The sequence below is a fragment of the Allobosea sp. genome (assembly GCF_017308075.1).
Taxonomy (GTDB): Bacteria; Pseudomonadota; Alphaproteobacteria; order Rhizobiales; family Beijerinckiaceae; genus Allobosea.
In genome coordinates, this window is the sequence record NZ_JAFKFX010000024.1 from 123215 (window position 1) to 137716 (window position 14502).

Below are 14502 nucleotides of genomic sequence, written 5' to 3' on the forward strand. Positions count from 1 at the left end.
ACTCGATCGATCAGGCTGTCGCGGAAAGGGCGGCGGTGTCGGACGCGGCCGACCATCGTTCGGCGAGATCGAGGAAATTGCGCAGGATCGTCGCGCCATGCTCCGAAGCGATGCTCTCCGGATGGAACTGCACGCCATGCACCGGCAGCTCGCGATGCGAGAGCGCCATGATCATGCCGTCGCCGGATTCCGCCTCGATCGAGAGAATCTCGGGGCAGGTTTCACGCTTCACCACCAGCGAATGATAGCGCGTCGCCTCGATCGGACCGTTGATGCCGTGGAACAGGCCGCGCGCGCGATGCGTCACGGTCGAGACCTTGCCGTGCATCGGCAACGGCGCACGCACGACTTCGCCACCGAAGACCTGTCCGATCGTCTGCAGGCCGAGGCAGACGCCGAAGAGCGGCACCTTGCCGGCGCCTTCGCGCACGAGATCGAGGCAGATGCCGGCCTCGTTCGGCGTGCACGGGCCGGGCGAGAGCACGATCGCGCCATGCCCGCCGGAGAGCGCTTCAGCGACCGTCAGCGAGTCGTTGCGGCGAACCTCGACCTCGGCCCCGAGCCCACCGATCAGGTGGACCAGGTTCCAGGTGAAGCTGTCGTAATTGTCGATCAGCAGGATGCGCATCGCCGTCCGGGGCCGTCCCCACCCGTTGTCATTGCGATTGCACATGGCCCCGAACGCGCGTGCGGGTCAAGCATGAGGGCGCGAAGCCGGTCGGATCTCGCCCTCGGCAGATGTCGGCCGCGGCTGCGTGCGCTCCCTTCGCGCTATCTCTTGCGGCGGTAATGCGCGGTCATGAAGCCATGCCACTGCCCGTCCGGGCCGAGTGCGCGCGAGGAGAGCGTATGATGGTCGTCGCTCTCGATCTCGAGGATGTCCTGATACCTCGCCGTCTTGGTCGGATCGCTGAAATCAGGCCCTTCGGTGTCGAGAGTGAGGATCTTGCCTGAAGCGTCGAGCTTGCCGGAATAGACCCATTGGTTGGACATCATCGATCCGATGAAGCTGCCGACGAACACGTTCTTCAATGCGTCGTAGCCGAGGGTGAGCCGGGTCTGCGCCGGCGAGCCGTCCGGCATCTTGCCCTCGCCGTCGCCGACGATCCAGAGGCCGCCGAACGAGGTCGTCCGATGCGTCCCGCTCGATTTCATCGGCGGCTGGTCCGGGCCCATCAGGCAATCGGCCTCATAGGTCCACTCGCCCACGAGCTTGTGCAGCCATTCATGCTCCTTCTGCGGCACGGCCGGTGTGCAGCCTGCGGCATCCTGCGGCTTGTCGGCGTCGGTTGTGCTGGACATGGCGGCATTCCTCCTTTGCTGGTGCCCTTTCGAAAGCACTGCCAGCGAGATTGCCTCGGCCGTTCGTCAGCCTGCGACAGGATGGAACGCAATCCGCAGATCGTCAGGTGTCTTGGCGCAGCGGGAACAGGCGGCGGAGCCGGCCATCCCGGAGGTACAGCCCGCCCCAGGCGATCAGGCCGAGATAGAGGCCGAAGAAGAGATGGCTGAAGAGCGGGCTGCCGACACGCAGATGCGTCGCCATGGCGCCGCCGAGCAGGCCGGTCAGCAGGATGGCGCCGAGAATGCTGGTTCGCGGCAGCGCGTAGAGCAGGGCGATCGCCAGCGTCATCACGCCAAGCCCGCGCGCCAGCTCGGGCGAGCCGGAATAGCCGAGCTGCTGCATGGTCTTGGTCACCACCGAAAGCGGTGCGAGCTTGATGCCGCCGTCGAAGATCAGGAAGGCGACGACGAGTCCGCTCATGGCACGGCCGATCCAGAGCGCCGCCGGCGGGGTGGCTGCGATTTCGGCTTCCGACTGCATGGTTCTCTCCGGAACGGCATGGCGCGACGGGGCATGGCTTCGCCGGCCCGGCGCGCGAAAGGCGGCCGGCGAAAGTTTCGTGGAACTGGCATGCGGCGTCGGCTTCTCGCCGCTCGTCGCTATTTGACCGCCGAGACCAGCGCCCAGAGGAAGCCGAACGGGTCGCGGTACTGGCCGTAGCGGTCGCCCCAGAACATCACCTCGACCGGGGTGACGACCTCCATGCCGGCATCGACGCCGCGCCTCCACCAGAAGTCGATATCGTCGACGCGCAGGGTGAGCGTGCAACCCTTCGGCGCCTCCCAGGGATAGCCATATTCCGGATAGGGGTCGCTCAGCATCAGCGAGCCGCCATTGACGTAGAGGTGGATGTGCATGGTCCGCCCCTTCTCGTCGAGCGGCTGGCGGGCGACCTCCTCGGCTCCGAACGCCTTCTGGTAGAATTCCGAGGCCTTCACCGCGCCGTCGACGCTGAGATAGGGGACGACGCCGCCGCGGGTCTCGGGTTGGGCTTGGGGCTGTTTGGCTTCTGCTGGCTGCGACATGGCGAAACTCCCTTCACTTGGATTGCAAGCTTCACTTGGATTGCAAGTCGAGTTCGAATTCCCCGGCCGATCCTGCCGCGTTCCGAGGCCGGAACGATGGCGAGCCGGCAGGGAGGCGTGGCTGGGCGGATCAGGGCCTCATTCGGCTCCCTTGAGTTCGATCGCGTTGCCGTCGGGGTCCCGGACATAGATCGCCTGGCCTTCGCCCTCGGCGCCGTAGCGCGAGCCGGCCGCGACGACGGCAACACTATGGCGCTCCAGATGGGCGCGCAGGCTCGCCTCGTCGAACGGCCTGATCCCCAGGCAGATATGGTCGACATTGCGGCCCTCAGGGCCCGGCGCGGCCCCGCCGGTGCGGCCGAGCGGGCCGGCGACATCGACGAGGTCGATCAGCGAGCGGCCGGCGCGCAGCTGCACCAGGCCGAGCTCGTCCTGGCGGCGCTCGAGCGGGCAGCCGAGCACCTCCCGATAGAAGGCCAGCATGCGCGGCGTATCGGCAGTCCGGAACACGACATGGTCGAGTCCGGCGAGGCTGAACGGGATCTGCTCCGACATCGCGTCCTCCATTTATCTTGATGTAAAGATAAATTTCTTCATGTCTTGACGTCAAGATATATCCGTCGTTCTGCTGACAGGATCGGGCAGGAGTGGGAGACCGGGATGGATGCTGCGGCTGGCGGGGAAGGGGACCATGTCGATCGGTTGCGCGCGCAATGGGCGCGCGAACTGCCCGATCTCGATACCGAGCCCATGGGGGTGATCGGCCGGGCGCGGCGGATCACCCTGCGACTGCGTCCCGCCATCGAGGCCGTGTTCACGCGCCACGGCGTCGATGCCGGCGAGTTCGACGTGATCTCGACCCTATTGCGCGCGGGCGAGCCCTGGCGGCTGACGCCGACCGAGCTCTACCGCACGCTGATGATCTCCTCGGGCGGCCTGACCGCCAGACTCAACCGGCTCGAAGCTGCCGGGCTGATCAGGCGCTGCGAGGCGCCGGAGGATCGGCGCAGCCTGCTCGTCGAGCTCACAAAGGCCGGCCGCGCCAAGGCCGAAGCTGCCTTCCGCGAGGACATGGCGCTCAAACGACGCCTGCTCGACGGGCTGAGCGTGGCCGAGAAGGAGCAACTTGCCTCGCTGCTGCGCAAGCTCGCTCTCAGCCTGGAGGCCGGTCCCGCCCAGGACTGAGCGATGTCGGGAAAGGCAGGTGCCGGTTTGAAGCGCAGGCGCAGGCGATCAGCGGAAGCGCTCAGCTCAGCAGCAGGCTGTCGTCCGATAGTTCCTCGCCGCGGACCTGCTTGAACAGGCGCAGCAGGTCTGGCACGTCCATCGCCTTGCGGCGCTCGCCTTCGATGTCGAAGACGACCTTGCCCTCGTGCAGCATCACCGTGCGGCTGCCATGGTCGAGCGCGTCGCGCATCGAATGGGTCACCATCAGCGCGGTCAATTTCTGCTCGTCGACGATGCAGCGGGTCAGGTCGAGCACGAAGGCGGCGGTGCGCGGGTCGAGCGCTGCGGTATGCTCGTCGAGCAGCAGGGTCTTCGTACCCGCCAGCGTCGACATCAGCAGGCTGACCGCCTGGCGCTGACCGCCCGAGAGCAGTCCCATCGAATCGCCGAGGCGGTTCTCCAGCCCGAGGCCGAGCATCGCCAGCCTGTCGCGGAACAGCGCCCGGCGCGATGTGTCGAGTGCGGCGCCGAGACCGCGTGCCCCGCCGCGCGCCTGAGCCAGCGCCATGTTCTCCTCGATGGTCAGGCGCTCGCAGGTGCCGGCCATCGGGTCCTGGAAGACGCGCGCGATCAGGCCGGCGCGCTTCGGCGTCGGCCAGCGCGTCACGTCGATGCCGTCGACCTCGACCGTGCCGCGCTCGGCCCGGGCATCGCCGCTGAGGACATTGAGCAAGGTCGACTTGCCGGCGCCGTTCGAGCCGATGACGGTGACGAATTCGCCATCGGCCACCTTCAGGTCGAGACCGCGCAGCGCCCGGTTCTCCAGCGGCGTACCGCGTCCGAAGGTGACGTGGACATCCCGCACGCTGATCATGGCGCGCTCCGCTTGAACAGGCTGCGCAGCGGGTTGGCGACACCGGGCAGCATCAGCGCGATGCCGACCAGCACCGCGGTGACGAGATTGAGGTCGGAAGCCCGCAGGCCGAGCCAGCCGGCGTTCAGCGCGAGCGCGATGGCGAGGCGATAGGCGATGGCGCCGATCAGGCAGGAGAAGATCGCCACGACGATGGACCGGCTACGGAAGATCGTCTCGCCGAGGATCACGGCGGCGAGGCCGGCGATGATGGTGCCGGTGCCGATGCTGACATCGGCGAAGCCGGCTGTCTGCGCGAACAGGGCGCCGGCCAAGGCGACGAGGCCGTTGGAGAGGGCGACGCCGACATAGACATGCATGTCGGTGCGGATGCCCTGCGCCCGCGCCATGCGCGGATTGGCGCCGGTGGCGCGCATGGCGAGGCCGAACTCGGTCTTCAGGAAGCGGGCGAGCAAAGCGGCGATCACGGTGACGATGATCAGCAAGGCCAGAACGCGCAGGGTCGGGCGGCCGGGCAGGCCGGTGGCGGCGATCAGCGGATTCAGCCAGGTGAAGAACTCGATCACCGTCGGCCGGTTCATCAGCGGGATGTTCGGCACCCCCATCACCCGCAGATTGATCGAGAACAGCGCCGTCATCGTCAGGATGCCGGCGAGCAGATGCAGGATCGCAAAGCGGATGTTGAGCCAGGCGGTCACGGTGCCGGCGAGGCAACCGGCGATGATCGCCGCCAGCGTCGCGATCACGGGATTGACGCCGCCGGCGATCATCGCCGCCGCGACCGCGGCGCCGAGCGGCAGGGTTCCGTCGACCGTCAGGTCGGGAAAGTCGAGCACGCGGAAGGTGATGTAGACGCCGAGCGCCACGAGAGCGAACACCAGTCCGATCTCTATGGCGCCCAGAGTGGCGATGAGGCTCATCGGTCGCCCTGCTTGTTCTGGTCGAAAACGGCGAGTTAGGCGGCCGTTGGCGGCGGCGTTGTGCGCCGCCGCTTCACCTCAGTTGATGACCTGCTTGGCGCGCGCCAGCACCGCCGGCGGAACCGTGACGCCCATCGCGGCGGCGGCCTTGGCGTTGATCACGAGATTGCTGCCGCTGGCATTGCTGACCGGAATGGCGCCGGGCTTCTCGCCCTTCAGAATCCGCACGACGACCGCGCCGGTCTCGAGCCCGACCTGGAAATAGTCGAAGCCGATCGAGGCGACCGAGCCCTTCTGGACCGACTCGGTGTCGCCGGTGAAGACCGGCAGCTTGTTGTCGGTGCCGACGGCGAGCACCGTGCCGAGCGCCGAGATGATGGTGTTGTCGGTCGGCAGATAGAGCGCGTCGACCTTGCCGACGAGACTCTGCGCGGCGGCGGAGACATCGGCGGTCCGGCCCGCCGAAGCCTCGACGATCTGGAGGTTGCGGGCCGGTGCCAGCGCCTTTACGGCGTTGAGCAGCGCGACGCTGTTGGCTTCGCCAGGATTGAAGACGACGCCGATCTTCTTGGCTGCGGGCACCAGTTCCTTGATCAGGTCGAACTGGGCTTCGAGCGGCGAGAAGTCGGAAATGCCGGTGACGTTTCCGCCCGGCGCCTTGCGGTCCTTGACGATCTGGGCCGCGACCGGGTCGGTCACGGCGGTGAAGACCACCGGAATCGTCTGCGTCGCCGTGACCATCGCCTGGGCTGAGGGGGTCGCGATCGCGACGATCACGTTCGGATTCTCGCCGGCGAATTTCTGCGCGATCTGGGCTGCCGTCGCCGGCTGGCCCTGCGCGGATTCGTAGCGGAAGCTGAGATTGGCGCCGTCCTTGTATCCGGCCTCCTCGAGCGCCTTCTTGACGCCGTCGCGGGCGGCATCGAGCGCCGGGTGCTCGACGATCGCGGTGACGGCGACGGTCACCTTCTGTTGGGCCTGTTGCGCGAAGGCGGCCGTTCCGGCCAGGAGTGCCAGGGCGATGCCGCTGCCAATCAAGCTTGCGCCGAGACGCATGGTCTTCTCTCCATCAATTTCCGGGCCTTGCCTGCTGGCTTCAGGTCTCCGCAGCGGCGGCAGGGCCAGTCATGGCTGTTATTCGAGCCGGCCAAAGCGCCCCCGGATCGGGGGCTGGCGGCCTCGACCGGAGCCACTATGCGCGGCGGGAAACGCACGAGGCAAGTGAGGCAGCCGCATGGCAAGCCGGTGCGGGCGCAGGTGAGGATCGCCGCGGTTCACTGCCCGCGTCGGCTGCGTGCGGCGAAGCGGACGGCTTCCTCCGCAGCCTTGAACAGCGCCTTGGCCTTGTTGACGCATTCGGTCTGCTCGGAAGCCGGGTTGGAATCATAGACGATGCCGGCGCCGGCCTGGACCTGCATGCGCCCATCCTGGACCACGGCGGTGCGCAGCACGATACAGGTGTCCATCTCGCCATTGGCACCGAAATAGCCGATGCAGCCGCCATAGGCGCCGCGGCGATCCTTCTCAAGCTCGTCGATGATCTCCATCGCCCGGACCTTGGGCGCGCCGGAGACGGTGCCGGCCGGGAATCCGGCGATCAGTGCCGAAAGCGCATCATGCTCTGGGGCGAGGCGGCCCTCGACGTTCGAGACGATGTGCATCACCTGGCTGTAACGCTCGATAAAGAACGAATCCGTGACCCTGACGCTGCCGATCTCGGCGACGCGGCCGACATCGTTGCGGCCGAGATCGAGCAGCATCAGATGCTCGGCACGCTCCTTGGGGTCGGCGAGCAGATCCTCGGCGAGCGCGTTGTCGGCCTCGCTCGTCGCGCCGCGCGGACGGGTGCCGGCAATCGGGCGGATGGTGACATTGCCCTCGCGCATCCGGACCAGGATCTCGGGGCTCGAGCAGACGATCTGGAAGTCCTCGAAGTCGAGATAGCAGAGGAAAGGCGCTGGATTGATCCGGCGCAGCGCCCGATAGAGCGCGAAGGGCGGCAGTTCGAAGGGAGCTTCGAAGCGCTGCGACAGCACGACCTGGAAGATGTCGCCGGCGCGGATGTATTCCTGCGCGCTCAGCACCATCGCTTCGTATTCGGCTTCGCTGGTATTCGAGACCGGCTCGGGATGGGACAGGCCGGCGATGTCTATCGCGGCTTCGGCCGGGAGCGGTGATTCAAGCGCATGCACGACAGCTTCGAGCCGTTCCTGGGCTCGTTCATGCGCGATGGCGGCGGACACGCCCGGCTGATGCCGCACCGGTGAGACCACGGTGATCTCGTCGCGCACGGCGTCGAACACCACCATCAGCGTCGGCCGCATCAGGATTGCGTCGGGCACGCCGACGCCGGTTTCCTTCGGCTCGGCCAGGCGCTCCATCAGGCGCACCATGTCGTAGCCGAGATAGCCGAACACGCCTGCCGCCATCGGTGGCAACCCGTCCTGGTCGGGGATCGCGCTTTCCGCCAGCAGCGAGCGCAGGCTCTCGAAGGCGGGTCGGGCGTCCGGCAGGAGGGCGTCGCCGAGGGCCGGCCGGCACATCGCGGCCTGGCCGTGATGGCAGCGCCAGATCAGATCGGGCTCGAGCCCGATCATCGAATAGCGCCCGCGCACGGCGCCGCCTTCGACCGATTCGAGCAGGAAGGCCGGGCCCTTGCCGGCATGGCGCAGCTTCATGAAGGCCGCGACGGGCGTTTCGCAGTCGCCGACCAGGCTCAGCGTCACGAGCTGGGGCTGGCCGGCGTCGTAGGCGGCGGTGAAACGTTCGAGGTCGAAGGCCGACGCCATGCTTGGAACTCTCAGTTCTGCGTGCCGCCGGTCGCGTTGCGGAAGGCGGCCTGGTTGACCGAGACGCCGAGATCCTTCTGCAGCTTGCCGACATATTGCATCAGCACATCGTCGCTGAGGCTCGAGGTGAACAGGCGTACGAAGTTCTCGGCTTCCTCGGTCGTGCGCATATAGGGCGGCACCGTCGCCGCCTTCACCTGGAACAGGATGCGTCCCTGACCATCGGCCGCAGCGGACGCGCTCTTGCCGACGGGGGTGCCGAAGATCAGCGAGACGACATTGCGGGGCAGGGCGTCGCTCTGGTCCTGGCGGCCGAGGTCGCTCGCCTCCTCGGGGTTCAGCCCGGCGGCGGTGACGACCGTGGCGAAGTCCTCGCCGGCATCGAGACGCTGGATCAGCTCGCGCGCCTTGGCCGAGAGCTTCGCGGCGACTTCGTCGGCGCGCCACTGTCGCTCGACCTCGGCCTTGACTTCGTCGAAGCTGCGGTCGCGCGGCGGCTCGATCTTGGTGACCTCGTACCAGACATAGCCGCCATTATTGGGCAGGCGCAGCGCCTCGTTGTCGACGCCGATATCCGAGCCGAAGATCGCCGTCAGCGTCGCATCGCCGCCCGGTAGCGGGGCTTCCTGCGCGCCGTCGGGCTTGCGCAGGCCGGCATCGACCGGCCCGACCGGCCGAAGGGTCAGGCCGAATTCCTTGGCGATCTCGCCTAGCGGGCGGGCCGAGGCGCGCTGGTCCTCGATCTTGTCGTGCAACTCGGAAATCTGCGCGGCGGCCTTGCTGGTCGCGACCTCGTTGCGGACCTCGGCGGCGACTTCCTCGAAGCTCTTCAGACGCTCCGGCTCGATCTCGCTGACCCGCAGGAGCACCGCGCCGAAGCCGCCCTGGACGGGCGCACTGACGGCCCCCTGGGCAAGGGCGAAAGCCGCGTCGCGGACGGCCGGATCGAACAGGCCCTCGCGGGTGAAGGTGCCGAGCGTCAGATCCTGCTCCGAGACGTTGCGGGCTGTGGCGATCGCTTCGAAGGTCTCGCCGCCATCGATCTTCGCCTTGGCGGCCTGAGCCTCCTCGATGCTCGGGAAGCTGATCTGCTGCACGGTGCGGCGCTCGGGCGAGCCGTAGCGTTGCGTCTTGACCGACTCGTAATGCGCCCTGGCGTCGGCATCGGAGACCTTGGCGGCGTCGGCGAGATTGGCCGGGGTCAGAGCCAGTACATTGGCGTTACGGAATTCCGGCGCGCGGAACGCGGCCTTGCGCTCTTCGAAGAAGCGCTTGAGCACGTCCTCGGCGGGCGTTGCGATCTCGCCGGCCGCGGTCTCGGGGATCACCGCATAGGCGATGTCGCGCTTCTCGTTGCGCAGCCGGTGCCCGAGCTCCTGCAGCGCGACGGGGGCGGAGATGCCGCCGATCACCATCTCGGCGAGCTCCTGGCGCATCGTCGCGGCGCGCTGCTCGCGCACGAAGGCCTGCTCGGTCAGGCCGATGGCCCGCAGCAATTCGTTGAAGCGGTTGCGGTCGAAGGCGCCGGAAGCGTTCTTCAGATTCGGATCGTTGAAGATCACGTCGCGCACCGTGTCGTCGGAGACGGCGAGCCCCATCCTGGTGGCGACCTGATCGAGCGTCGCCTCGGTGATCAGGCGCGACAGGACACGCTGGTCGACACCGAGCGCGCGGGCGATTTCCGGCGTGATCGAGCGCCGCTGCTGACGCGTCAGCATCTGGGTCTCGTTCTGATAGGCCGTCCGCATCTGCTCGATGCTGATCTCTCTCTTCCCGACGATGGCGACGGCGTTGCGGCCATAGCCCTGGAAGATGTCGCCGACACCCCAGATCGCGAAGGACAGGATCAGGAACCCGAACATCAAGGCGACGAGGAGCTTGCCGACCAGGCTTTGCCCCGCCTTGCGGATGCCCTGCATCATCATTTTGCTATCTTCCTGTCCTGTCGGCGGCGTCGCATTTGCGCGCCGCTTATAGGTAGAGAGGCTCGCCTCGGCAATCGCCGGCTCTTGCTCGTGATTGCGAACCGATCCCGGCGTTGCTAGTGCCCTTGCAGGAAAATTCGGAGGTGGACGTGACGGCAAGCATCAAGCCGCTGGTGGCGGGCAACTGGAAGATGAACGGCCTGAAGGCCGATCTCGGCATCGCCGCCGGGATCGCGCGCGGCCATGACGGCGCCCTGCGGCGCCAGGTCGATCTCGCCATCTGCCCGCCGGCGACGCTGCTTTTTCCGATGACGGCCGCGCTGATCGGCTCGCGGATCGCCACCGGCGGTCAGGATTGCAGCCTGCGTGAAAGCGGTGCCTTCACCGGCGAGGTCTCGGCTGCGATGCTGGCCGATGCCGGCGCGCAATTCGCCATCGTCGGCCATTCCGAGCGCCGTACCTTGCATGGCGAGCGCGACGCCACCGTGAAAGCCAAGGCGGAGGCAGCGCAGGCGGCATTGCTGGTTCCGATCGTCTGCGTCGGCGAGACGAAGGAAGAGCGCGAGGCCGGCAAGGCGCTCGCCGTGGTCAAGAAGCAGCTGCGCGGCTCGGTGCCTGAAGGCTCGACCGGCGCGACGCTGGTCGTCGCCTATGAGCCGGTCTGGGCGATCGGCACGGGTTTGACCCCGACCGTGGCGGATGTCACCGAAATGCATGCGGCGATCCGGGCCGAGCTCGGCCGCATTCTGGGCAAGGCCGCGGCCGCAGGCGTCCGGCTGCTCTATGGCGGCTCGGTCAAGCCGTCGAATGCCGCCGAACTGATGGGGGTTGCCGATGTCGACGGTGCGCTCGTCGGCGGCGCCAGCCTCAAGGCCGAGGATTTTCTGGCGATCGCCCGTGCCTGCGGCTGAGGCCGATCGTTTGAAATCGCTTGTGGTGCGGCGCGCCTGCCCATGCTAAGGGCAGCGCCGAAACACGGATCCGGCGCCGATACGCTCCTCTTGGCGATCGCGCGCGCCATACCCATTTCGTGAGCCATGCAGAACGTTATCATCGTCATCCACCTGCTCATCGTGATCGCGCTCGTCGGCGTCGTCCTGCTTCAGCGCTCGGAGGGCGGCGGCCTCGGCATGGGCTCGGGCGGTGGCGGCGGCGTCGGCGGCTTCATGACCGGCCGCGGCCAGGCCAATGCGCTGACGCGCGCGACGGCGATCCTGGCGGGCCTGTTCTTCATTACCTCGATCACGCTGGCCGTGCTCGCGACCCATGGCCGGACCCAGCGTTCGATCATCGACGGTGCTCCCGCTCCGGGGGCCACGGCTCCGGCCGTGCCGAGCGCACCTTCGGCTCCCAATGCCGGCGGCGTCCTCGACCAGCTCAGGCAGATGCAGAATCCCGGCGGCTCGCAGCCGCCGACCCCGGCGGCGCCGGGTCAATGATCGGGGCGGGGCAGGGGCCGGGAAACCGGCCCTTCTCTTTTGAGGGCAGGGCGACCGGAAGCCGGCTCTGCTCTATTGTGGATAAGCACGCAGCGCACATCCGACCCTCATCGGCGCGCTTAGCGAATCGCAATCTTGGCGTTAAAGGTGACCTCCCATGACGCGGTATGTTTTCATCACCGGCGGCGTGGTGTCCTCGCTCGGCAAAGGCCTGGCGTCGGCGGCTCTCGCAGCCCTTCTGCAGGCACGTGGCTATACGGTCCGCCTGCGCAAGCTCGACCCCTATCTCAATGTCGATCCGGGCACGATGAGCCCGTATCAGCATGGCGAAGTCTTCGTCACCGATGACGGAGCCGAGACCGATCTCGATCTCGGGCATTACGAGCGCTTCACCGGCCGGCCCTGCAACAAGGGCGACAACATCACCACCGGCCGCATCTACATGGACATCCTGACGCGCGAGCGCCGGGGCGACTATCTCGGCGCGACCATCCAGGTCATCCCGCACGTCACCAACGCCATCAAGGAGTTCGTGCTCTCCGGCAATGAAGGCTTCGACTTCGTGCTGGTCGAGATCGGCGGCACGGTCGGTGACATCGAGAGCCTGCCCTTCCTCGAGGCCATCCGCCAGACCAATCAGCAATTGCCGCGCGGCCAGTGCATCTTCCTGCACCTGACGTTGCTGCCCTATATCCCGACCGCCGGCGAGCTGAAGACCAAGCCGACCCAGCATTCGGTCGCAGAGCTGCGCTCGATCGGCATCCAGCCCGATATCCTGCTCTGCCGGACTGATCGCGAGATCCCGCGCGAGGAGCGTCGCAAGCTCGCCTTGTTCTGCAATGTCCGCGAGACGGCGGTGATCGAGGCCCGCGACGTGGCGTCGATCTACGACGTGCCGCTCTCCTATCACGCCGAGGGGCTCGACAACGAGGTCCTGGCGGCGTTCGGCATCGATGCCGGGGCGGAGCCCGATCTCAGCAATTGGCGGCGCATCTCCGAGCGCGTGAAGAGCCCCGAAGGCGAGGTCACCATCGCCATCGTCGGCAAGTATACGGGGATGAAGGATGCCTATAAGTCGCTGATCGAGGCGCTGACCCATGGCGGCATCGCCAACCGGGTCAAGGTCAATCTTGACTGGATCGAGTCCGAGGTCTTCGAGAAGGAGGACCCGACCCCCTTCCTCGAACATGTCCACGGCATCCTGGTGCCCGGCGGCTTCGGCCATCGCGGAGCCGAGGGCAAGATCAAGGCGGCGACCTTCGCGAGGCAGCGCAAGGTGCCCTATTTCGGCATCTGCTTCGGCATGCAGATGGCGGTGATCGAGGCGGCCCGCTCGCTGGCCGGCATCGAGGGCGCGAACTCGACCGAGTTCGGACCGACCGACGAGCCCGTCGTCGGCCTGATGACCGAATGGATGCGCGGCAACGAGATCGAGCAGCGCACAGCCGGCGGCGATCTCGGCGGTTCGATGCGGCTCGGCGCCTACGCCTCCCGTTTGTCGGCCGACACCAAGATTGCGAAGATCTACGGCTCGACCGAGATTTCGGAGCGGCACCGCCATCGCTACGAGGTCAATATGGGCTATCGCCAGCAGCTTGAGGCGCGCGGCCTGCGCTTCAGCGGCGTCTCGCCCGACGGATTGCTGCCGGAGACGGTGGAATATGCCGACCATCCCTGGTTCATCGGCGTGCAGTACCATCCCGAGCTGAAGTCGCGGCCTTTCGAGCCGCATCCGCTCTTCGCCAGCTTCATCGAGGCGGCGGTGGTGCAAAGCCGTCTGGTCTGACGGGCCGTTCGGGGATCCCCGGCCGCGCAATTACTGCACTGACAGTCACAAGGCGCGCTTCGCATCTTCCTTCCGAAGGCGAGGCGCGCAATGCCGTTGCCATTCATCCTGCGGCAGTCTGGCGCATCTGCGCGGCTGCCGTATAGTGAGCTCTCCGGGCGCAGGTATTCGCTGGGGGCGGCATGACGATCTCGATGGCCGGCTTGCCGGCGTTCTTCCTCTATTTCTGTGTCGGCTTCGCGCTGATCTCCGGGTTCGCCGCTGCCTATCTGCGCTTGACCGCCCATGACGAGATAGCGCTGATCCGCAACGGCAATCTCTCAGCGGCAATCGCCTTCGGCGGCAACATCGTCGGCTTTTCGGTGCCGCTCGAAAAGGCGATCGAGCAGGCCAGCAGCATTCCCGATCTGGTCATCTGGGCGGTCATCGCCATGCTGATCCAGTTCGGTGCCTATGGCTTTGCCCGCATCGTGATCCCGGACCTCTCGCGCAAGATCGAGGAGGATCGGCTTCCCTCGGCCGCGATGCTGGCCGTGATCGCCGTCATCAGCGGCACGCTGGCCGCCGCCAGCATGACCGAGTGAGGAGGTCTCGATGAAGCGCTCGACCCAGATCGGCCTTGCCGCAGTGGGTGTGGTGCTCGTTGCGAGCTACTGGTCCCTCTCCGGCGGCGAGACCGACGATTCGCTGATCTACAGCAATGTCGCGGAATGCCGAGCCGGCAACCAGCTCAGCGCCAGCCAATGCGAGCAGCGCTTCAACGAGGCCGCCGCGAACCATCTGCGCGAGGCCAGGAAATTCGGCAGCACGGCGGCCTGCGAGCAGGAATATGGCAGCGGCGGCTGCCAGAGCGCGGTCTGGAATGGAGCCCAGGTCGCCATTCCCGCGTTGGCCGGCATCATGCTGGCGCGCCAGTTCATGGCGGGCGGTGGCGCCGCCCAGCCGCTTCTGCCGCCGACCAGCTCCGCCTGCCCGCCAGGCACGCGCCAGCCGGGTTCAGGGCGCCCGGAATGCGAGCAGCCGGCACGCAGCGCGTCATCATCGTCATCATCCAGCAGCGGCTACTATGGCGGCAGCAGCAGCCGCTCGCGCGCCTATACGACAACCTCGGGCCAGGCCATGGTCGCCCGCAACATCTCCTCGACCGGCATGGCGAGCACGCCGAGCGTCGCCTCGCGCGGCGGTTTCGGCTCGAGTTCACGCTCCTATTCCTCGTCCTCCTCGTCCTGACC

Annotated in this window: 16 protein-coding genes; 6 read left to right on the forward strand and 10 right to left on the reverse strand. The window is 67.1% G+C overall.

Features of this window, described 5'->3' with window-relative positions:
* Positions 1-10 precede the first annotated feature (10 nt).
* The 5 genes from J0J10_RS03890 to J0J10_RS03910 all read right to left on the reverse strand — a co-directional run bounded on the left by J0J10_RS03890 (position 11) and on the right by J0J10_RS03910 (position 2925).
* A complete protein-coding gene (locus tag J0J10_RS03890) occupies positions 11-628 on the reverse strand; it encodes an anthranilate synthase component II (RefSeq protein ID WP_291645365.1) in 618 nt (205 codons plus the stop codon).
* Positions 629-771: 143 nt separating this feature from the next.
* On the reverse strand, positions 772-1302 hold the full coding sequence (locus J0J10_RS03895) for a DUF1579 domain-containing protein (protein ID WP_291645366.1): 531 nt from the start codon (positions 1300-1302) through the stop codon (positions 772-774).
* 103 nt (positions 1303-1405) lie between these two features.
* Positions 1406-1825: a DoxX family protein gene (locus J0J10_RS03900; RefSeq protein WP_291645367.1), complete on the reverse strand. Its 420-nt coding sequence runs from the start codon at positions 1823-1825 to the stop codon at positions 1406-1408.
* 119 nt (positions 1826-1944) lie between these two features.
* On the reverse strand, positions 1945-2370 hold the full coding sequence (locus tag J0J10_RS03905; RefSeq protein WP_291645368.1) for a VOC family protein: 426 nt from the start codon (positions 2368-2370) through the stop codon (positions 1945-1947).
* Between the two features lie 138 nt (positions 2371-2508).
* A complete protein-coding gene (locus J0J10_RS03910) occupies positions 2509-2925 on the reverse strand; it encodes a VOC family protein (protein WP_291645369.1) in 417 nt (138 codons plus the stop codon).
* Positions 2926-3030: 105 nt separating this feature from the next.
* Here J0J10_RS03910 and J0J10_RS03915 point away from each other — a divergent pair, with 105 nt between their 5' ends.
* Positions 3031-3555, forward strand: coding sequence for a MarR family winged helix-turn-helix transcriptional regulator (locus J0J10_RS03915; RefSeq protein WP_291645370.1), 525 nt, complete (start codon positions 3031-3033; stop codon positions 3553-3555).
* Positions 3556-3616: 61 nt separating this feature from the next.
* On the opposite strand, the gene J0J10_RS03920 is transcribed toward J0J10_RS03915, so the two are convergent.
* From J0J10_RS03920 to J0J10_RS03940, 5 genes are all read right to left on the reverse strand, one after another.
* Positions 3617-4411: an ABC transporter ATP-binding protein gene (locus J0J10_RS03920; RefSeq protein WP_291645371.1), complete on the reverse strand. Its 795-nt coding sequence runs from the start codon at positions 4409-4411 to the stop codon at positions 3617-3619.
* Positions 4408-5331 carry an ABC transporter permease gene (locus J0J10_RS03925; protein ID WP_291645372.1) on the reverse strand — a complete coding sequence of 308 codons (924 nt, stop codon included), beginning with the start codon at positions 5329-5331 and terminating at the stop codon, positions 4408-4410. The genes J0J10_RS03920 and J0J10_RS03925 overlap by 4 nt, the downstream gene beginning before the upstream one ends.
* A 78-nt stretch (positions 5332-5409) precedes the next feature.
* Positions 5410-6387: an ABC transporter substrate-binding protein gene (locus J0J10_RS03930; RefSeq protein ID WP_291640494.1), complete on the reverse strand. Its 978-nt coding sequence runs from the start codon at positions 6385-6387 to the stop codon at positions 5410-5412.
* Positions 6388-6605: 218 nt separating this feature from the next.
* Positions 6606-8120 carry an anthranilate synthase component I gene (trpE, locus tag J0J10_RS03935; RefSeq protein WP_291640492.1) on the reverse strand — a complete coding sequence of 505 codons (1515 nt, stop codon included), beginning with the start codon at positions 8118-8120 and terminating at the stop codon, positions 6606-6608.
* Between the two features lie 11 nt (positions 8121-8131).
* Complete coding sequence (locus J0J10_RS03940; RefSeq protein ID WP_291645373.1) at positions 8132-10045, reverse strand: SurA N-terminal domain-containing protein; 1914 nt, start codon at positions 10043-10045, stop codon at positions 8132-8134.
* Positions 10046-10194: 149 nt separating this feature from the next.
* Here J0J10_RS03940 and tpiA point away from each other — a divergent pair, with 149 nt between their 5' ends.
* The 5 genes from tpiA to J0J10_RS03965 all read left to right on the forward strand — a co-directional run bounded on the left by tpiA (position 10195) and on the right by J0J10_RS03965 (position 14500).
* Positions 10195-10956: a triose-phosphate isomerase gene (gene tpiA, locus J0J10_RS03945; protein ID WP_291645374.1), complete on the forward strand. Its 762-nt coding sequence runs from the start codon at positions 10195-10197 to the stop codon at positions 10954-10956.
* Positions 10957-11082: 126 nt separating this feature from the next.
* Positions 11083-11484, forward strand: coding sequence for a preprotein translocase subunit SecG (secG, locus tag J0J10_RS03950; protein ID WP_291640486.1), 402 nt, complete (start codon positions 11083-11085; stop codon positions 11482-11484).
* A 157-nt stretch (positions 11485-11641) separates the two neighbouring features.
* On the forward strand, positions 11642-13270 hold the full coding sequence (locus J0J10_RS03955) for a CTP synthase (protein ID WP_291640484.1): 1629 nt from the start codon (positions 11642-11644) through the stop codon (positions 13268-13270).
* Positions 13271-13452: 182 nt separating this feature from the next.
* On the forward strand, positions 13453-13854 hold the full coding sequence (locus tag J0J10_RS03960) for a DUF350 domain-containing protein (RefSeq protein WP_291645375.1): 402 nt from the start codon (positions 13453-13455) through the stop codon (positions 13852-13854).
* 10 nt (positions 13855-13864) lie between these two features.
* Positions 13865-14500, forward strand: coding sequence for a DUF1190 domain-containing protein (locus J0J10_RS03965; RefSeq protein WP_291640481.1), 636 nt, complete (start codon positions 13865-13867; stop codon positions 14498-14500).
* The last annotated feature ends 2 nt before the right edge of the window (positions 14501-14502 follow it).